Origin of the sequence: Paraburkholderia bonniea (assembly GCF_009455625.1) — a bacterium.
Lineage (GTDB): Bacteria > Pseudomonadota > Gammaproteobacteria > Burkholderiales > Burkholderiaceae > Paraburkholderia > Paraburkholderia bonniea.
The window spans coordinates 2,337,769-2,360,586 of record NZ_QPEQ01000001.1; the positions used below are offsets into that span (position 1 = coordinate 2,337,769).

27 protein-coding genes are annotated in these 22,818 nt (G+C 55.6%); 7 read left to right on the plus strand and 20 right to left on the minus strand.

Annotated elements, in window-relative coordinates:
* Nucleotides 1-75 precede the first annotated feature (75 nt).
* The 11 genes from GH656_RS10230 to GH656_RS10280 form a co-directional block, all read right to left on the minus strand.
* Complete coding sequence (locus GH656_RS10230; RefSeq protein ID WP_153075783.1) at nucleotides 76-573, minus strand: phage virion morphogenesis protein; 498 nt, start codon at nucleotides 571-573, stop codon at nucleotides 76-78.
* Nucleotides 561-977 (minus strand): phage tail protein, encoded by a 417-nt coding sequence (locus tag GH656_RS10235; RefSeq protein ID WP_153075784.1) that lies wholly within the window; start codon nucleotides 975-977, stop codon nucleotides 561-563. The genes GH656_RS10230 and GH656_RS10235 overlap by 13 nt, the downstream gene beginning before the upstream one ends.
* Complete coding sequence (lysC, locus tag GH656_RS17900) at nucleotides 974-1,237, minus strand: Rz1-like lysis system protein LysC (RefSeq protein WP_217352249.1); 264 nt, start codon at nucleotides 1,235-1,237, stop codon at nucleotides 974-976. Before lysC ends, GH656_RS10235 begins: the two co-directional genes overlap by 4 nt.
* 273 nt (nucleotides 1,238-1,510) lie before the next feature.
* Nucleotides 1,511-2,335, minus strand: coding sequence for an N-acetylmuramidase family protein (locus tag GH656_RS10245; RefSeq protein ID WP_153075786.1), 825 nt, complete (start codon nucleotides 2,333-2,335; stop codon nucleotides 1,511-1,513).
* Complete coding sequence (locus tag GH656_RS10250; protein ID WP_153076635.1) at nucleotides 2,332-2,604, minus strand: phage holin family protein; 273 nt, start codon at nucleotides 2,602-2,604, stop codon at nucleotides 2,332-2,334. Before GH656_RS10250 ends, GH656_RS10245 begins: the two co-directional genes overlap by 4 nt.
* 26 nt (nucleotides 2,605-2,630) lie before the next feature.
* Nucleotides 2,631-2,975 (minus strand): putative holin, encoded by a 345-nt coding sequence (locus GH656_RS10255; protein ID WP_153075787.1) that lies wholly within the window; start codon nucleotides 2,973-2,975, stop codon nucleotides 2,631-2,633.
* A gap of 17 nt (nucleotides 2,976-2,992) precedes the next feature.
* On the minus strand, nucleotides 2,993-3,199 hold the full coding sequence (locus tag GH656_RS10260) for a tail protein X (RefSeq protein WP_153075788.1): 207 nt from the start codon (nucleotides 3,197-3,199) through the stop codon (nucleotides 2,993-2,995).
* Between the two features lie 34 nt (nucleotides 3,200-3,233).
* Nucleotides 3,234-3,710 carry a head completion/stabilization protein gene (locus tag GH656_RS10265; RefSeq protein WP_153075789.1) on the minus strand — a complete coding sequence of 159 codons (477 nt, stop codon included), beginning with the start codon at nucleotides 3,708-3,710 and terminating at the stop codon, nucleotides 3,234-3,236.
* A 113-nt stretch (nucleotides 3,711-3,823) separates the two neighbouring features.
* Nucleotides 3,824-4,507: a phage terminase small subunit gene (locus GH656_RS10270; protein ID WP_153075790.1), complete on the minus strand. Its 684-nt coding sequence runs from the start codon at nucleotides 4,505-4,507 to the stop codon at nucleotides 3,824-3,826.
* Nucleotides 4,504-5,526 carry a phage major capsid protein, P2 family gene (locus GH656_RS10275; protein WP_153075791.1) on the minus strand — a complete coding sequence of 341 codons (1,023 nt, stop codon included), beginning with the start codon at nucleotides 5,524-5,526 and terminating at the stop codon, nucleotides 4,504-4,506. Before GH656_RS10275 ends, GH656_RS10270 begins: the two co-directional genes overlap by 4 nt.
* An 87-nt stretch (nucleotides 5,527-5,613) precedes the next feature.
* Nucleotides 5,614-6,423 (minus strand): GPO family capsid scaffolding protein, encoded by an 810-nt coding sequence (locus GH656_RS10280; RefSeq protein ID WP_153076636.1) that lies wholly within the window; start codon nucleotides 6,421-6,423, stop codon nucleotides 5,614-5,616.
* Between the two features lie 146 nt (nucleotides 6,424-6,569).
* On the opposite strand from GH656_RS10280, the gene GH656_RS10285 reads away from it, so the two are divergent.
* From GH656_RS10285 to GH656_RS10295, 3 genes are all read left to right on the plus strand, one after another.
* Nucleotides 6,570-8,342 carry a terminase ATPase subunit family protein gene (locus GH656_RS10285; protein ID WP_153075792.1) on the plus strand — a complete coding sequence of 591 codons (1,773 nt, stop codon included), beginning with the start codon at nucleotides 6,570-6,572 and terminating at the stop codon, nucleotides 8,340-8,342.
* The gene (locus GH656_RS10290) at nucleotides 8,339-9,412 is read left to right on the plus strand and encodes a phage portal protein (RefSeq protein ID WP_153075793.1); all 1,074 of its coding nucleotides are present in this window, start codon (nucleotides 8,339-8,341) and stop codon (nucleotides 9,410-9,412) included. Before GH656_RS10285 ends, GH656_RS10290 begins: the two co-directional genes overlap by 4 nt.
* Before the next feature lie 183 nt (nucleotides 9,413-9,595).
* Nucleotides 9,596-10,270, plus strand: coding sequence for a hypothetical protein (locus tag GH656_RS10295; protein WP_153075794.1), 675 nt, complete (start codon nucleotides 9,596-9,598; stop codon nucleotides 10,268-10,270).
* Between the two features lie 309 nt (nucleotides 10,271-10,579).
* On the opposite strand, the gene GH656_RS10300 is transcribed toward GH656_RS10295, so the two are convergent.
* From GH656_RS10300 to GH656_RS10320, 5 genes are all read right to left on the minus strand, one after another.
* Entirely contained in the window at nucleotides 10,580-10,930 is a 351-nt protein-coding gene (locus GH656_RS10300; protein WP_153075795.1) for an addiction module antidote protein, read from the minus strand.
* A gap of 3 nt (nucleotides 10,931-10,933) precedes the next feature.
* Nucleotides 10,934-11,248, minus strand: a complete 315-nt coding sequence (locus GH656_RS10305; protein ID WP_153075796.1) for a type II toxin-antitoxin system RelE/ParE family toxin — start codon at nucleotides 11,246-11,248, stop codon at nucleotides 10,934-10,936.
* 925 nt (nucleotides 11,249-12,173) lie between these two features.
* Nucleotides 12,174-12,887: an alpha/beta hydrolase gene (locus GH656_RS10310; RefSeq protein ID WP_153075797.1), complete on the minus strand. Its 714-nt coding sequence runs from the start codon at nucleotides 12,885-12,887 to the stop codon at nucleotides 12,174-12,176.
* Between the two features lie 329 nt (nucleotides 12,888-13,216).
* Nucleotides 13,217-13,648 (minus strand): helix-turn-helix domain-containing protein, encoded by a 432-nt coding sequence (locus GH656_RS10315; protein ID WP_153075798.1) that lies wholly within the window; start codon nucleotides 13,646-13,648, stop codon nucleotides 13,217-13,219.
* Nucleotides 13,649-13,828: 180 nt separating this feature from the next.
* The gene (locus GH656_RS10320) at nucleotides 13,829-13,999 is read right to left on the minus strand and encodes a hypothetical protein (protein WP_153075799.1); all 171 of its coding nucleotides are present in this window, start codon (nucleotides 13,997-13,999) and stop codon (nucleotides 13,829-13,831) included.
* Between the two features lie 166 nt (nucleotides 14,000-14,165).
* Here GH656_RS10320 and GH656_RS10325 point away from each other — a divergent pair, with 166 nt between their 5' ends.
* The 3 genes from GH656_RS10325 to GH656_RS10335 all read left to right on the plus strand — a co-directional run bounded on the left by GH656_RS10325 (nucleotide 14,166) and on the right by GH656_RS10335 (nucleotide 15,340).
* Nucleotides 14,166-14,405 (plus strand): hypothetical protein, encoded by a 240-nt coding sequence (locus GH656_RS10325; RefSeq protein WP_153075800.1) that lies wholly within the window; start codon nucleotides 14,166-14,168, stop codon nucleotides 14,403-14,405.
* Between the two features lie 307 nt (nucleotides 14,406-14,712).
* Nucleotides 14,713-15,036, plus strand: a complete 324-nt coding sequence (locus GH656_RS10330; protein WP_153075801.1) for a hypothetical protein — start codon at nucleotides 14,713-14,715, stop codon at nucleotides 15,034-15,036.
* Between the two features lie 13 nt (nucleotides 15,037-15,049).
* Nucleotides 15,050-15,340 (plus strand): hypothetical protein, encoded by a 291-nt coding sequence (locus GH656_RS10335; RefSeq protein WP_174769737.1) that lies wholly within the window; start codon nucleotides 15,050-15,052, stop codon nucleotides 15,338-15,340.
* A gap of 42 nt (nucleotides 15,341-15,382) precedes the next feature.
* Here the strand turns inward: GH656_RS10335 and GH656_RS10340 are convergent, their stop codons facing one another.
* Together GH656_RS10340 and GH656_RS10345 are read right to left on the minus strand one after the other, a co-directional pair.
* Nucleotides 15,383-16,264 carry a hypothetical protein gene (locus tag GH656_RS10340; protein ID WP_153075802.1) on the minus strand — a complete coding sequence of 294 codons (882 nt, stop codon included), beginning with the start codon at nucleotides 16,262-16,264 and terminating at the stop codon, nucleotides 15,383-15,385.
* Between the two features lie 232 nt (nucleotides 16,265-16,496).
* Nucleotides 16,497-17,561, minus strand: a complete 1,065-nt coding sequence (locus GH656_RS10345; RefSeq protein WP_153075803.1) for a glycosyltransferase family 4 protein — start codon at nucleotides 17,559-17,561, stop codon at nucleotides 16,497-16,499.
* Nucleotides 17,562-18,268: 707 nt separating this feature from the next.
* Between GH656_RS10345 and GH656_RS10350 the strand changes: the two genes are divergently transcribed.
* Nucleotides 18,269-20,062: an ATP-binding cassette domain-containing protein gene (locus GH656_RS10350; protein WP_174769738.1), complete on the plus strand. Its 1,794-nt coding sequence runs from the start codon at nucleotides 18,269-18,271 to the stop codon at nucleotides 20,060-20,062.
* 209 nt (nucleotides 20,063-20,271) lie between these two features.
* On the opposite strand, the gene otsA is transcribed toward GH656_RS10350, so the two are convergent.
* Together otsA and otsB are read right to left on the minus strand one after the other, a co-directional pair.
* Nucleotides 20,272-21,666, minus strand: coding sequence for an alpha,alpha-trehalose-phosphate synthase (UDP-forming) (gene otsA, locus GH656_RS10355; RefSeq protein WP_153075805.1), 1,395 nt, complete (start codon nucleotides 21,664-21,666; stop codon nucleotides 20,272-20,274).
* Nucleotides 21,667-21,742: 76 nt separating this feature from the next.
* Complete coding sequence (gene otsB / locus GH656_RS10360; RefSeq protein ID WP_153075806.1) at nucleotides 21,743-22,492, minus strand: trehalose-phosphatase; 750 nt, start codon at nucleotides 22,490-22,492, stop codon at nucleotides 21,743-21,745.
* Between the last annotated feature and the right edge of the window lie 326 nt (nucleotides 22,493-22,818).

The following is a 22,818-nucleotide window of genomic DNA, read 5'->3' on the forward strand; positions in this document are numbered from 1 at the left end:
GATTTTCAACGATTATTTGTACCCCCAAAAAATTATACTGAAGGACGTGCCTGTGAACAGGGGGGCCACGGCGGGCTACTTGTCTGGCGTGAAATGTCCCAGCAATCTGTCACGAATCAACTCTCGCTCCGCTTCGGTGAAACCGAGTATCGCCCGTGCCGGGTAGCGGTATTCCGGACCGCCCGGCGCGACCGGTGCCGTCATGCCTTCCTGGTGAATCCGCGCGATCTGTGCGATGGGACCGCTGAATCCGACTGCAATACCTGAGGCGCTCGTTTCTGTTCTGAGGTAGCGAGCGGTACGGATTTTTTTGAACATCGCCGCCCGCTTGATTCGTCCTTTTTTCTCGCGCAGCTTCTTTCCATTCTTCGGCGCACGCGCTTTGCGAGTTTTGCGAGGTTCGTATGCGCTTCCATCCGGGTTCTGTTGCGAAGCGATACGCGTGCGCTGACTTGTCCGTAACGCGCGAGCCACGTCGCGCATAGCGGTGCGTCGCTGCGCCGGAGAGAGCTTTGCCAGCAACGCCGTGGCCCACGTTTCCAGCGCCTGGAGATTGTCCGTTACGTCAGCCACGGTTCCGCCGCATCATCGACGTGAGTCACCGTGCGCTCGCCGCTTGCGCTGGTCGATACCACCACGCTTTCGGTCAAATGCAGTTTGATCGACAGGTCCACAGTTTCGTGATTGAGGATGTCGATCTCGAACGTGATGCCGATATCTCGCAGCGCGTCGTTCGTCACGAGGTCGGGCTGATTTGCCCTTGCCCAGCCGATCAGCACGATCATCACCTCATCGGGATTGCCAGCGAAGTCGAGCATCAGCACGTTCAGCACGTAGCGGTATTCGAACGATGGCGTTCTCGTGCCGGTAGCCATCGTCACGCCTTTGTCGATAAAAACGGCGAGCCGGTCCGGATCGGTTTCAAGCGCGGGAAGAGCGGCGACCAGCGCCGCGCGCAGGCTCGCTGGTTTCTTCATCTTTCGTTCGCCATGGCCTGGCAGGTCATAACCGCATCCACTTGAGCCGCGCATGTCGCCCAGGCGGCTTTCGTGACTGACAGCGCGGCGTTCAACTCGCCGTTAGTTCGCGGATGCATCGCTGGTAACCGGCACGCCGTCACTGGCAGGCACGTGTTCAAGATAATCGGCTGAACCGGTGAGAGCGGGAGCGGACTGCATGCGGATAACGTCAGCAGGTAAAGCGCCGTTAGACCAAGTGCGAAATTCAGCGTTTTCATAAACTAGCCTTTTGTTAATTTCCTGTACGCGCTCAAGTGTTCCCGCGATGCTCGCGCGACTAGATTCGAGTTTCTGATGTGCTTCAATTTTTTCCTGTTCGTTTGCGTTCAACCGGTTAATCACGGCGTCGCGCGCAGCAACGTCCGACTGCGCGCGCTGGGCCTGAACAGTTAATCGAGTGATATCCGCGTGCAGTGCACGGACATAGAACGACGCGCCAGCAATCGCTGACAGCGCGACAAAACCTGTCACTAACTTCACGGTCAATACGCTCATGCGGCAACCTCATCAGTGCGGGCGTGCTGCGCTGGGGCGGTGTATTTGAGGTATGCCTGTGCCAGCTTCGCGTCATAGAGATTTCGCGCATAGTTCGGGCCGTTGTAGGTTTTCGCGAACTGTATCCACTTCCGCCCTCTCAGCGCAGCGAGAAGCGCCGGATCGGCTGCGATAAATCTCACGAATGCGTCGAGCTGGGACGCTTCGTCGCGCTCCATGCTCGCGACAAAATCATCAATGCTGGCGTAGCCCAGGCGCTGCCAGTGATAGCCCATCACTTGAAATGCGCCCCAACTGGCGGATTCCCAGGCCGCTACGGGGTTAATTAGCTCCGCTGCTGCGAGACGGATGTATTCAGCTGCCCCGCCCTGGTAGCCGCCCGCTTTCTGCGAAACGATATTCGGCGAACGTGCAGCAAACGGTGATGGATTGGTGCCACATGCTTCCAGGCGCTGCCAGAACTTGTGCCGCTCAAAAAGAATGACAGGGCGTCCATCAGCTAGAAAGCCGCAACCTCGGGACTCCACGTCATTCACCGCGCGAATGCATGCCGCAGGCACGCCGAGTGCATCCGCAGCTTCGATCAAATCGGCATCGCGCAAGTGTTTGACGTCCCGCTGGCCGCTCAGCAACGCAGCGTATGTTTTTGTCCCTGCGATTCCATCCACGACGAGCCCAAAGCGATTCTGCAGCGACGCAACAGCAGATTCCGTTTCATCGTCGTACAGATACGTGATTGCGACGGGCTCGCCAGCTCGAACAAGGCGGCGTTGCAGCAAACCGATATCGTCGCCGTAATCGCCATGTCGATGAGTTTTCATTTCGACCAGCTCCTCATCAAGCACGCGACGTTGCCTCGGACGCACGAGACGAACAGCGCCAGTAAAGTCGCCCGGCACGCTTCCAAAAATCCAACTGACTGCACGTGAAGTGCCATTTCGATGGCGGACCCGCCTAGTACAGCGACAAGCGCCCATGCGGTCCATGAAACATGCGGTCGATGGCGCGCGCCCTGTTTTCGGTACGTTAGAACTCGAACAATAGCGACGAGGTAAGCCGCCATAGCGATGATCGAAAGCACAGTCGGCATTGCAATCAGTTTAAGTACGGGCATGTTTAACCTTTCCTCTTGAACGCCGATAGCAGATCGATACTCTTCATACGGTCGATCAGTTGCAGCGTCACCGAGATAACCAGCGCTGCGGCAAAAAATGCCGCAACACCAGTTGATCTGATTGGGGTTTTGCTAACAATTTCTTCCGCCGCGAGATATCCCATAACAAGAGAGATCAGCATGTACGTAACGCGGGTAAGAATGCCGAGGTCTTTCGATGTGACGACGACGAGCGCCGCGCCCGCGAACGCACCAATCATCGCGTTTCCGTCAACGCCTGGCGCTAGACTCGCGATGCCAACCGTCAATGCTGACAAGGCCAGCGCGGTTGTACTCGGTTCAGCCATTTGCAGCGCTCCTTTGTTTAATCAAACAGTTGAAGTAACGGCGCAGTTGTATCGATTCGCCCCGGTTCTGGCAGAAATACGGGCGTGCCGATGGGGATGAAAACGCCAAAATCAGCGAGACCCGCATTAGCTTCCAGCACGGCTTCTACCGTTCCATCCGTGCGGCGGTAATGACGCCAGCAGAGTGAGTCAACGGTGTCGTATTGCTGGGCCAGCACGATCATTGTTCAGGTATCCGTGTCATCGGTTAGTAATCGGTCAAATCAGTTCAATCGTGGTGCGCGCGATACCGCGTAAATCGTTCAACGCCCATCTCGCGTTTCGCCGCGACTGGCATATCGTTTCCTCAAGCTCTTCCGCCTTCTGCCCGCCCGATTTTGTCGTGTCTAAATCGCGGTATCGCTCCGTCAAATCGGCATGCGCGAGGCTATAAACCGCGCGGCGATATCGAGCGACTTGCATGCTTTCGCCGCCAATTTTCGGTGCGGGAACATCCGCCAGCGTGGCTGAATCTGCGTGTGTGAAACGCCACTCCGCTAGCTCTTCATTCACAGACGAGATTGCATCGATAGCCGATTCGCGCAGCCGCTCATGCGTGACGGTGCCGTCAAATCTGGCCGACGCCCGTAGCGCAATCAGGTCGATATCTGGAAACCAGCTATCGTTTTTGATAACCAGCGTGCTTGTATCCGGCTGCGGCGCAGGATTTGGCGGCGATGCAAAAAAGCTACTCATGCGTGAAATTCCGCGACTGAAAATTGACGATGGATGGCGGTGGACCGGCGTTACATTTTCGTTAAATGGAGTGCAGAAATTGAACGCCGGTGCCGCCATGCCGTAGGGGCTCTTTACTCGCTGTCGCCGGAACCTTCACCGGCGGCATCGTTTTTGATCTGTTTTTCCAGCCGCTCGATATCTCGCTTTACGCCGACGCGATCATTCAGCGAAAGTGCTTTGCGCAAGTAGTGAAGTTTGGCTTGCGGCTCTGATTCAGTGAAGGCGTAGCCCAACGATTTGTAGAGCTTCGCTCGCACCTGGTCATGCATATCAGCGCCCTCGGTCAGCTCTGCAACGTTAGCGAGTAGCGCCGCGTCGAACGTTTCGCCTTCTGCAAGCGCGGCGAGCGCCGCATCCGCGTACTGTTCAACGACCGCAGATGCAAGCGTTCGCTCGAACTGTTCCGGCAACGCCAGGCCATGCTTCAGCGCGTAGCGGGCGATCATCAACGCATCGTCATAGCCACCGGCGTCGATCATCCAGATCATCACAGTCACGATCACGTCGTCTTGTGCTCCACGACCCGATTCAAGGACGCCCGCAACGTACTCGAGGTATTCAGGCAATAGCCTTTTTTTGACCTCTATTTTTCGCGCGATGGACTGAATGCCTTTCAGCGTGCGCCGGTCTGCGGCCAGCTTCGCAAGCATCAGTTCATAGCGGCTGGCACCCGCCATCGAGGCTCCTGGCGGAGTAGCCGCCGCCATGAGCGAGGCGGCTACCCGTTCGAAATGAACTTGCGCTGGGCTCTTCATGGCTTCGCATCCGAGAGCAGTTCAAGGTTCTCAGCAACGCAACCCGCACCGAAATCTTCAATCACATAGGCGTCGTTTGACGATTCGTAGTTTTCGATCCGGTCACGCTTTGCGTTATCGACAATCGTTCTACGCCGCGCGCCTTCTTGAAAATAGATCGACAGGTTGTCCAATCGCGTGACCATCAGCGCATTGGCGGGGAACGACGGCACGCGGACGGCTGGCAGGTTGCCAATGCGTTTCTGACTGACGATCAGGTCAGCTGCCAGCCGCTCAGTGGGTGAATGGGTCGCGTTGACGATAGGAAAGTACTTGTCATGCAGCAGCTTTCGGCCGCAGATCACGACGAGCTCGGTGTCTTCCTGAAACCAGGGATCAACCATGTTCGACAGAATGTCCATCACGACCGCGTCGATGTTCGCGTAGTCGGCATCTTTCGAGCCAAACGTGACTTTTCCGTCGACCTTTCCGCTGCTCAATACGCGATGCGGTGCAGCGTTTCGGTATTGCTGCAACCAGCCGATGTTGACGTCCTGGAGCAAGGGATTTGTCACGCGATCTGATGTGGCAGAACGGCTTTTTCCATTCCATCCGATCATGATCCGGTCGAGCGCCGCGCGACGCACGATCACATCGCGTATACGCTGCTGAAAGTCCGCGAATTTTGCCCACGCATCAAGCTTTTGATATGTGATGTGACTGTCGAAATCGGTTTTTTCGCATCGGTATTTATTGCTTTCCAGCGCCGTCGAATCGCGGGTTTCCCGTTCTTTCGCTGTCGTGTCAGTGGTTCCGGCAACCGGGCTGCCGATACTGAGACCCAGCTTTTCCCCCTCCTGATCGGCGACTGGCCAGACGTTAATTTGCTTCAGGAATTCACTGGATTCCTGCATCTTCGTTTCTAGCGTTTGCTGAACCGATGGCGTCACACTGAATTTTGTCCGTGCGTTTTCAACGCCGTTGAGCGTTTGAATCTGCGAGACGTAGCCATCGAATGCCACGCGAGTTTGATTCTTCATTAATTATTCTCCGGGATGTTTAGCGAGAGACGATGAACAGGTTTAGCAATCAGTTACCGCGTCTGTTCCGCCGCCGGTCGATTTCGGTCAATGTGTCGTGCTGCCGTCAGTTCTAGATAGCGTTTGTTTCAGAGCCTCAAACGCTTCTTTGCAGTCGTCCGTTTTTTTCTTCAATTCAACAAGCTCGCTTTCCTGGCCAGCAACGCGTAGGTCCAATTTTTCAAGCGTTCGAGCTTCGCTGGATGAATGCGTGGCCAGCGCTTCGACAGCTTTTGCTACGTCGGAAAATCGTGAGTCATCGACAGCATTTTTCCGGCTCGCCCCGGTCAGGAGGTTTTTGACCATAGAAAAGAGACCCGCGTTATCGCCGTCTGCCTCGAATTCGATAACCACCTCACATGCTGCTGTGAACAGGTTTTCTGGACGTTGCTTCTTTGCCGTGAACGGGCTTGCGCTCGGGTTTTGTGCTGCGAAGGAGAGAATTTCTGTGCCGAGGCTGGCGGGGTTATCGGTCGCGGCGAGTCCGACAAGATAGGCGCTACCGCTATCGGAAAACGACGGGTCAATCTCAATCGACGTGTAGATTTTTTGCCGTGCCTTCGTCAGCTCAATGAGTTGTGGCGTTGGATCAATTTTGGCGAACAGCGCCATTTTTCCTTTTAGCGGGCCGTCTTCAATCTCGCGCGCCTCAAGCTCAATCACGTCGCCGTAAGCGCCGAATGGGTTTTTGTCGGATAACGGCGCATAGCCCCGGATATGTTCGATATTGACGCGTGCGCCGTAGGTCGCGGGGTCGTAGCTTGCCGCCATTTGTCGAATCCATTCGCGCTGAATGACACGACCGTCCGTCGTGTCTCCCTCGACTGCGACCCGGAAGAACTTCGATTTTGTTGCCATTTCGAATGCCCTGTTTTTCGGTTGAGTTCGGTTGATTCTCATCATCTGCGTTTACACGCGATGTCTCAACGACCGCCGTAGGTCGCGGGGCTGGGGACATATTGCCGCGCGTGCTTACGCGCGCGAGGTGTCGCTACCCTTGCCGCATGCTCGAAAACACAAACCATTCACGCGAAACCGACGTTCGAAAAATTGCGCGCTCGCTTTACTGGCAGGGCTGGCGCATTTCGTCGATTGCGCGCCAACTGAAGATCGAAAGATCTACCGTTGCGTCATGGTGTCGGCGCGAAAAATGGAAGGAAGCGAACCCGATTGAGCGAGTCGAGTCATCGCTAGAAACACGCCTTGTGGTGCTGATCGAGAAAAAGAAAAAAGACGGGGCTGACTTCAAAGAAATCGATCTTCTTGGGCGGCAAATCGAGCGAATCGCACGCGTGCGCAAGTACGGCGAGACGGGCCGGGAGGCTGATCTCAATCCGAATATTGAAGCGCGTAATGCAGGCCGGAAAAGAAAGCCGAGACGCAACGAGATCAGCGACGAGCAGCATGAGCGCATCGTGTCGGCATTTCGTGAATCGCTGTTCGATTATCAGAAAGTATGGTATCGAAACGGCGATCAACGCACGCGGAATATCTTGAAGTCACGACAGATTGGCGCGACCTGGTATTTCGCCCGCGAAGCGTTTGTCGACGCGCTTGAGACGGGACGAAACCAGATTTTTTTGTCCGCGAGTAAAGCTCAGGCGCACGTTTTCAAGCAGTACATCGCGCAGTTCGCGCGTGAAGCAACGGACGTTGAATTAACCGGCGATCCGATTGTTTTACCGAATGAAGCCATTCTTTATTTTCTTGGAACGAATGCGCGCACGGCTCAGAGCTACCATGGCAATTTCTATTTCGATGAATATTTCTGGGTTCCGAAATTTCGCGAGCTGAATAAAGTCGCGTCGGGCATGGCGATGCACAAGCGCTGGCGTAAAACCTATTTCAGCACGCCGTCCAGCGTCACGCACGAGGCCTACGCATTCTGGAGCGGGTCTCACGCGAACCGTGGCCGTAGCCGCGACAGGTCCGACCGGATTGAGATTGATACGAGCCACGAAGCGCTGGTGCGCGGCATGCTGGGTGCGGATGCGCAGTGGCGCCAGATAGTCACAGTGCGGGATGCCATTGAGGGCGGCTGTAACTTGTTTGATCTGGCCGAGTTACTGCGCGAGTACAGCCCGGAAGAGTTTGAAAATCTGCTGATGTGCGGCTTCATTGACGACACCGCATCGGCATTCAAACTCGCTGAATTGCAACGCTGCATGGTCGATTCGTGGGAGGAGTGGTCCGAGGATTTTTCGCCGTTCGCGTTGCGCCCATTTGGTTACCGCGAGGTTTGGGTTGGTTACGACCCGGCGCTAACCGGTGATTCGGCGGGTCTGGTGGTGATCGCCCCGCCGCTGGTCGAAGGCGGTGCATTCCGTGTTCTGGAAAAACATCAGTTTCGCGGGAATGACTTCGAATCCCAGGCTGAGGCAATCAAGAAAATAACTGAACGCTACAACGTCGGGCATTTAGCTATCGACACAACGGGTATGGGCCAAGGGGCCTATCAACTCGTGCGCAAGTTCTATCCCGCCGTGGTGGCGATTAATTATTCGCCCGAGGTCAAGACCCGGCTGGTTCTCAAAGGGCAATCGGTTATTCGCAATGGCCGCTTGCAGTTCGATGCAGGCTGGACGGACTTCGCCGCATCGTTTATGGCGATCAAACACGCGATGACGGCAAGCGGGCGTCAGTCAACTTATTCGGCTGGCCGCAATGAGGAAACGGGGCATGCCGATCTGGCCTGGGCTTGCCTGCATGCCCTTGATCGTGAACCGCTTGCCGGTGGCGGTATTGAAACCACAGGATTTATGGAGTTTTATTCATGAGAAAAAAGCGTACGAAACACGTGTCAGTCGAAAATGAGCAGCGTGACGCTTCGCCACCATCAAAGGCCGAGGTATTCACTTTTGATGAGCCGGTGCCAGTAATGAGCCGCGCCGAAATTCTCGATTACGCTGAATGCTGGTCCAACGGGCAGTGGTTTGAGCCGCCGGTTAGCTGGGCCGGACTGGCGAAATCTTTCCGGGCGAGCACGCATCACAGCTCTGCGCTGTATTTCAAATCGAATTTGCTGGCTTCGACGTTCATACCGCACCGGTTGTTATCGCGGCAGGCATTCGAGCGTTTCGCACTGGATTTTCTGACGTTTGGGAACGGCTACCTTGAGAAGCGGTGCAATCGCCTGGGCGGAGCGCTGCAACTCATCCCTGCGCTGGCCAAATATATGCGGCGCAAGTCGGATTTTAGCGGCTACGTGTTTGTGAACGGCTGGCAAGACACGCACGAGTTCGAGCCGGATAGCGTATTCCATCTGATGCGACCGGATATTAATCAGGAGGTGTACGGCCTGCCGGAATATCTCAGCTCACTGCATTCGGCGTGGCTGAACGAGTCTTCGACGCTATTCCGCCGAAAGTATTACGAGAACGGCAGTCATGCTGGGTTCATTCTGTATATGACCGACGCGGCACAGAATCAGGCCGACGTGGACGGCATGCGAGATGCGCTGAAGAAGAGCAAAGGCCCCGGCAATTTCCGGAACGTTTTCGTTTATGCGCCGAACGGTAAAAAGGATGGCATTCAGTTAATTCCGGTGTCGGAGGTCGCCGCGAAAGATGAGTTTTTCAATATCAAGAACGTGACGCGCGACGATCTGCTTGCTGCGCATCGGACGCCGCCTCAGCTGCTGGGCATAGTGCCCAGCAATTCTGGCGGTTTTGGCACGCCGGACACCGCAGCCCGCGTGTTCGCGCGGAATGAAATTAATCCGCTCCAGGCACGCTTTCTTGAGCTTAATGAGTGGCTTGGAGAAGAGGTAATCCGATTCAACGATTACGAGATTCCAGCGGCGACCACCCAAGAAAAAAAACACGTTGCCGAACAGAGAATCGATTAAAAAACCGCGTAATAAACTGCCCCCCAAAAAAGTTGGACATTGATCCAATCTTTGGGGGGCAGTTCATAACTACGCGGTTTTTCGTCGCAAATGAGGAATCGCTTACGCGAGTGATTTTGTGGAAAATGCGCAATGCCATCTGAACATCCCCCGTGTTACGATTTCTCCGAAAAGGAAAATAAAGTGAAACTATTTCGCATCACCTCAGACGCATTTTTTGTCATCGCTGCGACATTCTTAATCACTCTTTCGGTCGCAGCCATGGCAACCCGTGCGTGGGGCTGGAACTCTGAGAGTGTCGCAGCATGGGTGCAGGCGGTCGGCTCTGTCGTTGCAATCGTCGGGGCCTACATTGTCGGCGAGCGCCAGGCCAAAGCGACGTTACGTGCGGCACAGGATGCACATAATTTGGCTGAAGAAAAGCGCCAGAAAAGCATATTGTCTGTGATTCAGGCCGCCAAATTCCGCCTGGATGAAATCAGAAAAGGGCTTGAAGAATCTGATCTAAATATCCATGACGTTTACCACGATTCGATAATTGATTCATTCGTCGATATTATGTCGAAGTTGCCGGTTAGCGAACTCGGCTCAGACAAGGCGATAAATTCATTTATTCTTTTGATCGGGCAGTTTCCTTTCCTAAAAAAATCGATAAAGTCATACATTGACGGACCATATAAAGACCCGGAGACGATAGAAGAAATTAAGAAACTCAAGAAACAAGATTGCGACCGCAAAGAGATTGACCGGATGGTTGAAAATGCACGAGCCGTGTTGAAAAGAAACGTCAAGGTGCATCTCGATTTTGCGGAGAGTAATTTCAAAGACTTCTTTGCGGCTGTCGAGATGATTAGATGATTGCTTGAAAGAGCCCCATGATCCGCTACATATGCACATGCAGCCGCGCGCGTACCCAATCACTTCTGCCTAGCACCTTCACACGGCACGGGCCACAGGGTCAAACCTGTGCACCACCCACCAGATTTGCGGGATGCTTCACGAAGCCCCCGCAGCAAAAAGCTCTCAGGCGTAAAGCCGAGGGGTCTTTTGATTTTTGGTTTGCCGAAAAATCCCCCTATTAGGGGGAGAAGTGGCGGACATGAGACTCTACCGGCAGCCGTTTAGCTAAGCCGAAAATCATTTGACACAATTATTCCAACCTAAGCGCTACACATGCACCGGTTCGCGCGCGGACTTACGCGCAGGTTTAGATGCGGCTTTGGCTGCAGGCTTTGGTTCAGCGATCGTCAGATGCAGCCCGAGCGCGAGCATGACTTTCATGATCGTTGCAAATTCGGCATTTCCCCCATCCGACAGCGCACGGTAAAGCGCTTCACGCTTGACACCCGAATCTCGTGCGAGCGCTGACATACCGCGTGCTTTCGCAACAGTTCCGAGCGCGGCCTGAATCAATCTCGGGTCGCCATCTTCGAAAGCTCCCGCCAGATAGCATCTGATCGTTTCTTCGTCTTTCAGATACTTCGACCCGTCATATTCTTTCAGTTCGCTGAGTTTCATCAATCATTCCTCCAGTTCGCCGGCGAGCTTTTTCGCTAACTTGATGTCTTTTTGCTGCGTCGATTTGCTACCGCCACAGAGCAGGACCACGATGATTTGTCCGCGCTGTACGAAGTAAGCACGGTATCCCTGCCCGACGTCAATTTTCATCTCGCACACCCCCTCTCCCACCGCCTTCCAATTTCCGAGATTGCCGAGCCGTGCGCGCTCGATGCGGATGTTAATCGCGGCACTCGCTACTGGGTCACGCAGCTTATCGAGCCAAGCATCAAATTCGGAGGTGCGCAGAATCGTGTTCACGTTGAAATCGTAATCCATGAGGGACAAATTTGCTAGCGTAATTGTAACTTCTGCTTTAAATGATTGTTACGCGCTACCGCACGCTGACAGCGTCCGATGCGACCTGGAAGGTCGCGCGACCCAAAAAGCTCTGGCGGGCTGCCTATGAGCCACTATGGCCCATTTAAGATGATCTGGTTCGACCGCCGCCCCCTCAATATTGGGTCGCGGCATGATGAACACCAGCGGCAAAATCGCAGTCCCCTCCCCGCCTGCGGGCTTCGCTTAAGTGTGTGGTTTTGGTGCATCACCCCGCCAAAGCCCCAAGGCCTTGCCACACGTGCTGGAGCGGATTTCATGATGCGGAAAATTGACGCATTTTGATGCGCAAATGATGCACTTTGACGCAAACATCAGTGGGGAGATTAGTACGCTCGGCCAAAGCAATAGTGCAGCTAAATTACAGCTGAAGTGATCTTTATCAGCCTTGATTGGCCTTGATCCACCTTGGTTTTGCAATTTGCGAGTTGCGTAAGGCGTTGATTTATAAAGGCACTAGGTAGCGTAGATAGAATTCACACGGCAGGGGTCACAGGTTCAAACCCTGTACCGCCCACCAAAAAAATCAATGACTTAGAAGCAAACCAAGTCATTGATATAAAAAACCACGCTACACGGCGTGGTTTTTTTATTGCCCGAATCTGGCTCAGCAGCCGCGAAGCACAGGCTTGCGTCACCATCCGACGTGCCGGCAATGCCAACAATTCTTTGGCGCGCTCATCATCAAAACTTATCGCAGGCCTGCTTTTACAGAGCCCTTCGCGTCAGATCATTGCCCTTCCTCAGCGAACTAAAACCGCCTCCCGGAAAACCGGCATCACCGCCGCCCTTAAATCATTCAAGCGCAATCATCTTGAGCAAAAGCACGTAGCACGAGACGGCTCATATCAGCCTCTCAAACCGGTCAGCGTTGGCGGCCCGCATTAGCCTGTTGCCATACAACGTACTGATTACCCGCTACGTCACAGCGCTGGCGCACACCCGCCTGCATGACGACACTCCCGATCGAGTACTGGCTGCCACCGTATTCACACAGCGGCGCATGAGTAACGACAGCAGCAAGCGCCATAGCTCTAGACTGCCCTATAGCGATATACGTGCTTGTGGTAGCTACCGCTATAGCGCCACCTACGACAACAACGATGCGCCAGGATATTTTTCTGGCAAGCATTGCGCTTTGAACAGGCAGCGCCTGAGCAAACGCCGGCTCGCGCAGTTGCTTCGTATTGGATCGCGCCAACCTGGCATTGTTATTCGGGCAAGATTCAGGACGGACTCGCGCTGCAAAGACCGGATCGCTGATCCGTTGCGGTGCCTCACCGGTACGCAACCAGTTATCAAGATAAAAAATAATGTGGGTGTATTTTCCGCGAGGCAGCGTATCCATGCTCGGGAAACCAAATTCGTTCATCAACCGCCGATAAACCATCAGCTTGTCGGTATAGGTCTTTGCTTCGATTTTGAACACTAGCCTGGCGATTGCAGCACGCTGCCGCTCGGTGACATATCGAGCCTTCGCTCCATCATGAATATGCACGCTCACTGTAGATTGAATGCTGTTTGACCACACATTCCGACCGGCCACCTGCCCGATGTCCCCTGAGAATTTTTGATTCATTTCCTTACTCATCTCCTTCACGACCGGCCCGATCGTGGCTTGGGTTTCTGCGCAGGCTAGATGGCTCTCACTCTTTTGCGCAGTGCAAGGCGAAGGAAAAAAGTATATCTCTGCGACCATCTTAAAAATGTGATGCGGGACGTTTGAGGCTGGGTATTAGGCCGTTCGTATATAGGTAAACGAAGCTACTGCACCGCATATGACTCAATGCCTTGGGTCAGCGTGCTATATCCGCACTTGGCTCATTGATTGGGCTGCGCGCTGCTGCTGGCAACGTTCTCTTCTTTTTCTCTTACGGCCAGTGAGATCATTTTGCGCATTCCTCGCGCTCAGGATTCCCGCTTCTTCCCGGTGCGCTTTGTTGCAGCCATGTTGATTGAAAATGGCGCGGTGACGTCACCGCTTACCTGCTGGCCAATGTTCGCACCGCTAAAGTCTTGATGGTATTTGCCGGGTGCGGAGCCTGCAGCAAGCGCAGCAAACACCGCAACACGCACCACGTCCGGCGCCTCCCTGTATCGGTTAATGAGGTCGGCTTCATGCGGCGACAACGCTGAGGTATCCCGACGGCCCGTCAATACATAAAGTACGTCCACCCCGTGCCCAGCAATTGCTTTCAGATAAGACGAATCTGGTTGTCGTGAACCATTTTCGTATCGAAGCTGAGTTTCTTTTGTGATTCCTCCTAAAGCAGCAAAGGTTGTCTGATTCATCTTGAGACGTTTTCGCTCTTCTTTCAGACGCTGGAAAAAATCAATCAATTGGCCACCAATATTCGTATACAGGTAAACGTTTGTTCACTATTACGAGTGCTGTGTAAAGTTACCAGCAGCGAGTATATCGACATGACTCCGAAGAAATATCCCGTCACGCGCACATCACGCGGCACGTTGTCTGGCAAGCCGATTTGCATGTTCCTAATACCAGACGAAAAAAACACATTAAGCCATCTCCTCTCCGATAAAAATCGCTCGATATTTAATCGCAGAGGGAAAATCGCACAGATTTCCGCTTGCAATACCGTTCAGCAATGGTCTTCCGCCAGAATCAATACGCATCACCCAATACTGGAATTTTCCCGACTGAAGGCAAGCGCAATTAAAGCCTTTCATACCCGGCCTCCTCCTGCCTGATCTGGTTATCGGAAGCGCAGTGCTGCTCAATGTAATCGAAGTTCAATAACTCCTCCTGGTTTTTACATGACATTGAATCTGCATAGGCATACCGGCAGATTAATCACTATCGCCATGAATAACGAAAATTTTCCCCGAGGCTTTCATGAATAAATTCTCTCCGCTTTCCGTTGAAACAAAATTAATCAAAGTCATTCACGTGCGCGTGGCGACTGGTTCGGGTGATGAAGGTGATCCGCCACGTATGGTTAATTTCTACTACTGCCCAGACGGTCAGTTGCTCGCCTGCTACGACCCCCTTCTTGGTCAGCCGGATTCCGCTGCGCAGTCTAGCCTGCAACGCACTTCTGCCATGTACATGCCGGGATATCCGGACTATGGATGAGAGGGCGCTCGGCTGAGATGTCGTTTGAAACTTGCATTTCGTCCGGGGCACATACCGTGAGAAAACAAGCCCGAAATGCAGCCATACGTATGTAGTCGATATAGCGTTCGCGCGAACCGTTATCGCCCTCTGCTATGCCGAACCTGCCAGTTGAATTTATTGCTCTCACCACACGCGCGTGAACGCTTGCGCAGCAACCTGAATTGCCTGTCTAACGTTTTTTTAACGAATCCCCTGTTTGATTTCAAATCACGCCTGTCTGGTGTGTGGTGATTTTTTTGCCTGACAAAAGGAAAAGGAGACACCTATGGAAAGCATTTGTTCAAACGCAATTCTGCTATTCGAAAACATCGAATTCGATGTGACTGACAGGCATAGCGTGCCGCGGCTAAAGGCACCTTCGATTGAGGCGGTCTTGAGTGATGAAAAACGCAGCGCTATCAACCTGCCTAACAAGCGCCGTGCCAACGAACTTACCGAATTAATGACTCGGCTGGTCGAGCCCAAAACATCCGGTGACTGCCAGCAGATCCGGATTTTCAGCCCACGTGACGTCTATCTACCCGGCATGCCGGCCTGCAATCTTGAGATGTTGATGCCAAATCTCAAACAACAAACGCTAGCCGACTGACAGGAAGATCGACATGATCCGCGCGATTACCCCGCTTTTTCCTCTCGACAAGCTCGCCTCGTTCTCTGTTGAAGATCGCCGTACTTATCTGCGCCGCTTGTGGAATGCCGATATCGACCCGATGCTGTTCCGCGATATCGCACGTCGTCTCGGCTATGTCGTGCGCTGTCATTGGGATTGCCGGCATGACATGCCGACGCTTTCGCCCATCAGCGGTTGCGCCGTCACGGGTGAGGTTCACGACGTTCATGCCATCACCCCGCAAACGGGTAGCAGAAGAATCTCTGCGTTTAAAAACCGGTAACGGTAATGCGGCGAGACTGTGCTCTGCGATAAACCATGCAGTTCAGTCATGCCGTAACGAAGCGAGCGCGGCATCCAGCGCCATCACCGCCGCCCGGTCACCTTCGGTCATCAGGGTGACCCGAAACACCCTTTGCCGGTTGTGGCCCGCTGCCGCAGGCGAATCCCATAACAACTCGACCTTGGTCCAGCGCGACAGGTTTGCCGCATCCCGCAGCGCCGGCGCAGCAGCAATGTGCCGCGGCACCTCACTTGCCTCACTTGCTGCGGGCAACTCACCTATGGCCACCCCAGCCAGCGGCCTTCCTACAGGCCCTCGCCCCGCCCAGCGCACCGATAGTTCGCGCGCATCGTACTGACCGAGCTTGCGGTTTTCAGCCCAGACACTCGCCGTGCGCGTCGCAACATCAAGCGCCACCGCATAACGTCCGAGCGCAAAACGCCGTGCAGCAAAATTGCTGCGCCACAGTGGCCGTGGCCGGCAAATCCAGATCACGGCGGCATACAGCATGGGAGCCGCAATCAGCCAGCCGTTGGTCTCAGCAACGGCGATCCATGCCTGGCTCAAACCAACCGTCGAGACAAAAACGCCAATCGACCAGACGGCGAACAAAAATCCAGGTAAAGCCAGCAGCCGTAACGCCTGCCGTAGCCATTGCGGCAGCGGATGAAATGGGCGCTCGGCACGAGCGCGCGCGCCTGGCAAAAAAATCAGCAAAAACAGAAAAACCAGGCTGATATAGACCCACGGTGACGCCTGCATGATTGAAAACGCGTCCAGCACCGAAAATATCGAAATGAGCATGCCCATTTGCCACATCGAAAGCAGCCAGCGCACCAGAATCACGAGCCCGATGGCGCGCAGCACGAAAATCGTCCCGGCACCGGGCACCGTATTCGCACGCGTTTCTGTCGTTCTCGTCAAAGCATTCTCCTGTCATCACTCGTCATCAAACGCACGACCGCGAAATTTACAGCCCGGCCATTATAGGGACAATGGCAGCGCATCTCACCGGCCAGCCCGCGAAACGCCTCCTGCCGCTCCCGGCCACCTCCTGCACTTTCAGCTGCGCAAATAAAAACAGCGTCTGATGGGTTTCCCCTCAGACGCTGTTTCAGCAGATCATCGACCGGCCGGGGCAAGCCCGGTCAGCGTGTTAGCTAGCGTTGACTTCGCGCAGCACAGTCCGGCGCTTTTGACGCAACAGCTCTTCGTATGAAGCGACGTAGTTTTGCGCCATTACTTTCGATGAAAAACGATCTTCAAATGCCTGACGCACTCGGGCGCGCGGCAATGACGACAAGCGTTTAACAGCGGCTACCGCGCTGATTTCGTCTTCGACGACAAAACCCGACACTCCGTTTTCGATCACTTCTGGCACCGAGCCGCGTTTGAAGGCGATCACCGGCGTACCGCACGCCATCGCTTCGATCATCACCAGGCCAAACGGCTCTGGCCAGTCAATCGGAAACAGCAATGCATGCGCTCCACCCAAAAATTCAGCTTTGTCGGCTTCACCGATTTCGCCAATGTATTCAACGTGCGGCAGCGACATCAACGGCTTGATGACTTCGTCGTAGTACGCACGGTCAGCCTTGTCGAGCTTGGCTGCAATCTTGATTGGCATGCCCGCTTGCTGGGCAATGCGGATCGCTGTGTCCAGACGTTTTTCCGGCGAAATGCGGCCGAGGAACGCCAGATAGCCTGGTTTGACATCGGTACGCGGGGTCAGCAGGTTTTCTGGCAGCCCGTGATACACGGTGGAGAGCCAGTTGGCTTGCGGCAATGGGATGCGCTGGTTGTCCGAGATCGACACCACCGGTACGTCGTTAAAGGTGCTGAAAACAGGTTGCAGCTCTGGCAGGTCAAGGCGGCCATGCAGAGTTGTCAGGAATGGCACCGGCTGGCGTGTAAAAAGCGAGAACGGGTAGTAGTCGATGTGGAAATGCAGCACGTCGAATTCGTCGGCGCGGCGGCGCACTTCCTCGAGCAGCAGCATATGGGGTGCCATCGTGTCCCGAATCGTCGGGTCAAGACGCAGGGCTTGGGGCCAAAACGCTTCGAGTTTTGCCGAGGTCTGTGAATCGCCGCTAGCAAAGAGCGTCACGTCATGTCCTTGTTCGACCAGTGCTTCGGTCAGGTAAGACACCACCCGTTCTGTGCCGCCATACAGCTTGGGAGGAACCGCCTCGTGTAACGGAGCGATTTGAGCGATTCGCATAATAAAAACTCCTCGTAAAAAATCAGGCAAAAAATGCTGCGGTATATCAGGGGCTAGCCGCAGGCTCATCAGGATGAATGGGCCAACCAGTCCGGATGCCCCCTCATGTCTAAAAATCAATTCGTCGCTTAAAGTGCCTGGCCACAGTGCCCAGGCAAGCTATCTCACAGAAATCATGCTCCGTGCCTAACGCACCGGAAGAACATTCGTTGACACGGCGGGCAAGTCTTTACAACAAATTCAAAGCGACTGGGGAGCGATTATCCGTGTCACATGGCGCATGCGAGGCAGCTATTTCAAAGTCTTTACCTTGTTACAAAGTTGACACACTTTACAAACCTTTGTTTTAAATAAGAGTTTTACATTGCCTAGCACCCGCCCCGCCATTTCCGGACAAGCCGAATGCAATCTGTAATTCTATCTCGAAAAAACCACAGTCTGGGATAAGCTACGGCATACGCGGTGCTGCGGTGCGCGGGGACGTCCGCCATCCATCGCCGATTCACCAGGCACCAGCCTGCAGATCATTGCGCTCAGGCTGCTACATATTGGCTTCGGCATGTTTACAATGCGAAGCACTCTGCCAGGGGGCCCAGCTTTCATTGCCCGTAGCACCTCTATGGCTCCTGACATAAACCCCACTCCTTCAGCTCCTCGCCCAATTGGAACCTCTCACCATCGCCCAGCGGAACGCAGAAAATGTCCGGATGGCCAGCTATGCGCACCGGCCACTGGCGTTTCTCTTTCGCTATATCCGGCGCCATCCGCTCGCCCACACCACCGTGCTGTGCAGTGTGCTGGCCGCAGTCGGCTGCGCGCTTGCTTCGCAATATGCAATCAAGCACCTGATCGACGTGCTCGGCACTGGCCGCCATCATCCTGGGCCGCTCTGGAGCGCGTTCGCTATCCTGGTCGGTCTGATCGCCGCCGATAACCTGTTGTGGCGCGTCGGCGGCTGGGTGGCCGCGCATACCTTCGTCACCGTCACCGGCGACTTGCGCCGCGACTTGTTCCAGTATCTGAGCGGCCACTCTCCGACCTATTACGCAGAGCGGCAACCTGGCATGCTCGCCAGCCGCATCACCGCCACGTCAAATGCGGTCTACACCGCCGAGAACACCGTTGCATGGAACGTGCTGCCACCCTGTATCGCGGTGCTAGGGGCCATCGTGATGATCGTCACGGTGAATCCGCTGATGGCCGCGGGCTTGCTGGCCTGCTCGGCGATTCTCGCCCTCGTGCTGTACCGCCTGGCCGGGCGCGGCTCGGAGCGGCATCATCAGTTCGCCACCCGGGCCGCATCGGTGGATGGTGAACTGGTTGATGTCATCAGCAACATGGGGCTGGTGCGGGCGTTTGGCATGACCCGGCGGGAACACGCCCGCTTCGGTGCCACGGTCAAGGCAGAAATGGACGCGCGCCAACAAAGCCTGCTTTACCTCGAAAAGCTGCGCCTGCTGCACGCTGTCATCACCGCGTTACTGTCGGCGGGCCTGCTGGGCTGGGCGCTGTGGCTCTGGGATCAGGGCAAAGCCACGTCCGGCGATATCGTGCTGGTCAGCTCGCTGGGCTTCACCATCTTGCACGGCACACGGGATCTGGCCGTTGCTCTTGTCGACGTAACCCAGCACATAGCGCGACTGGCTGAAGCCGTCAAAACCTTGCTGGAGCCGCACGGCATGCCTGACCGGCCCAATGCTGTTGAGCTGATACCGCAGGGCGGTCAGGTTGAGTTCGACAAAGTGACGTTTGCCTACCCCCGCCGCAAACCAATCCTCGACCACTTTGACCTGCGTATCGAAGCTGGCCAGCGCGTCGGGCTGATCGGCAAATCGGGCGCGGGCAAATCTACGGTGCTGGCGCTGCTGCAGCGTTTCTATGAAACCCAGGGTGGCCAGATCAAGATTGATGGGCAAGATATTGCGGGCACCACACAGGAAAGCCTGCGTCACGCCATCGCGCTTGTGCCGCAGGACATTTCGCTGTTTCACCGCTCGGTGTACGAGAACATCGCCTATGGGCGGCCTGACGCCACCCGTGACGAAGTGCTCGCCGCCGCCCGCGAAGCACGCTGCTCAGATTTCATCGAGAACATGCCCGATGGCTATGACACGATCGTGGGCGACCGTGGCGTGAAACTCTCGGGCGGGCAGCGGCAACGGATCGCCATCGCCCGTGCGATTCTGAAAAACGCTCCGATTCTGCTGCTTGACGAAGCAACCTCAGCACTCGATAGCGCCTCGGAAGAAGCCATCCAGCACGCGCTTGACCGCCTGATGGTCGGCCGCACGGTGATTGCGATTGCCCACCGGCTATCGACGCTGCATCACTTCGACCGCATCATCGTGATGAGCAACGGCAAGGTGATCGACGATGGCAGCCCGGAAATCTTGCGCAACCGCCCTGGGCTCTACAACGAATTGCTCTCGAAGCAGCACGGCAAAACCACTACGCTGCATCTCGGTGGCAAAAAGCACGATGAACAGCAGCCGGTTGCCTGATATCGGGCAAATATCAGGCAACGCTCAGACGAGTGGCTTTAAACATTAATTAAGCGTTATTTAATGCATTAAACCAATCAACCGCCCCCCAGAACGCTGAGGTGCGGTTGATTGCTTTTGCTGCGAAGGGTTCAGGCGCAGGGTTCGGGCAAATTGCCATGCCGAACTCACGCCAGGCTGGCATCAAGCCCACGCGCGGCCTACCTTGCCTACCTTGCTGTACCCGCTGCCTGAAGATCGCGCATGAAGTTGTCGCGCCAGACCGAGACATTGTTTTCGCGCATCTGCGTCATCATTTCCTGATAACGCATTTGCCGCTCCGCCAGCGGCATCGCCAGCGCACAAGACAGCGCCTCTGCCATGCCATCAATATCAGCCGGATTGACGATCAGCGCGCCGTTCAGTTCCTGCGCGGCACCTGCAAAACGCGAGAGCACCAGCACGCCGGGATCCTCCGGGTCCTGCGCCGACACGTATTCTTTGGCCACCAGATTCATGCCGTCACGCAACGGCGTCACGTAGCCCACATGAGCGCTCCGGAACAACGCAGCCAGTACTGAGCGCTCGTACTGCCGGTGGATATACCGGATCGGAGTCCAGTCCAGTTCAGCAAAGCGGCCATTGATGCGGCCCGACTCCCCTTCCAGTTGCAGGCGAATGTCCTGATAGGCATTCATGTCAGCCCGGGTCGGCGGCGCAATCTGCAAAAACGACACCTTGTTGCGCTGACCAGGCGCTTGCTCCAGCAAGCGCTCGAATGCTCTGAAACGTTCGACCAGGCCCTTCGAATAATCCAGCCGGTCAACGCTCATCACCAGCTTGCGGGCATGCAGCGTCGCCTTCATCATCCGCACCGGCCGGCCGCGCTGGCCCGCTTTCGCCAGTTCGGCAATCTCATCGGGATACACGCCAATCGGATAGGCCGCCACGCGCAACGTGCGGCCAAACGCTTTCACGCAGCACGGACCTTCCGCCGTTGGCTCAACGGACCCATTGGCCTCATTCACGATGTAATCGCAAAATGCCCGGACATCCGGTGCGGTCTGAAACCCCAGCAGATCAAACGAACACAGCGCCTCGACCAGTTCCCGGTGCGGCGGCACGGCCAGCAACACTTGCGAAGCCGGAAACGGGATATGCAGGAAAAAGCCAATGCGGTTTTTCACGCCCGCTGCGCGTAGCGCCTGGGCAAAGGGAATCAGGTGATAGTCATGCACCCAGATCACATCATCTGGATGCAAGAGCGGCACGAGCTGTCGCGCCAGCCAGATGTTGACGCGGCAATAGCCGGCAAAATCATGCCGGTCGTATTGCAGCAAATCTGCCCGGTAATGAAACGCTGGCCACAGCGTGGCATTCGAAAACCCCCGGTAGTACTGATCGTAATCGCGCCGTGACAAGCCGATCGTGGCGAAGGTGACGGCACCACGTTCTTCGAGTTTGATCTGTGGCTGCCCCGATGACTGCACCTCGCCACTCCAGCCGAACCACATCCCTCCGGTTTCCTTCAACGCGTCATAAACGCCAACGGCCAGACCACCCGCAGCCGGCCCCCCTTCAGAAATCGGGGCGACCCGGTTCGATACGATGATGAGTCGGCTCATAGTGCGAAATTTCCGTGTGAAAGACAGGTGTGACAGGGGTAAAGCAACGCAAGAATCAAGCGGGCCGGCACGGTCATCATGAGCGCGAGGCCCCTGCGACCATCTGCGCCAGCCACGTGAGCAACGCCTCCACCGATTCAACCCGGGCCCGCGCCACCGTTGCGCCCTCCCCCACCTTGATCGACCACCCGTCACAGGCATTCACTACCGCGAAACCTTTTTCGTCAGTCAGATCGTCGCCCGCAAATACCGGCAGACGTCCCGCAAATGGCGGCTCGTTCAGAAACGCTTGCAGTGCGCGGCCCTTGTCCACATTTTTAGGTTTGATTTCGTAGACCATCTTGCCTGGCTGCACCATATAGGCCTCGGGATAATCCGCCACCAGCCGCTGCGTCACGGCGCGAGCGGCGGGTTCGCTATCCGGCGCATTGCGGTAATGCAACGCCAGCGCGGCCCCCTTGATTTCGAGCAGCATGCCGGGATGCGTGTTCACCACACTGGCCAGCACCCGCTCCATGGCCAGCAGCCGCTCATCGTTGAAACCTGTGCGCTGGATGTCGCCATTGGCATCACGCCGCTCAGCGCCATGCAAGCCCGCGACCGGCAAATCAGGCAAGCAGAGAAAGGCGTCGATGCTGGCAATACTTCGCCCTGATACAAGCGCCACGGCACCATGCGTCAGATGACGCAGCGCCGTTAGCAGACGAATGACTTCGGGCGGAACCCGGACGCCATCCGGCGTTGATGCCAGTTCAACCAGCGTGCCATCGAAGTCAAGGAAAAACGCAGTCTCCAGTGGAGACAATACTTCCGGAAGTGCTTGCATCGGCTCGTCTTGTCGTTCCATTTCGCTTACGCAAAGGAGCGGGCATCTTACCGTGCCTCATCGCAATTTCCGCAAAAGGACGTAGGTGCGCCAAGGTCACATCCCAATATTTCGCCCGCGCCGGAGCAACATCATTCAAACAGCACACGATCAGGCTTCAATAAGCTTTCAGGCAGTGCGGCAAATTGCCCCGTTCGCCGCCTAGTGCCGGCTTCACACTCATTTCGCGCCGATCTCGCGCGACAACGCCCATTCATTTGCGCTACAGTCGCAGCCTCTTGCCCTGCTCGCTCGCTGGAGCGGGCGCTGGCGCTGGGGCTGGAGTT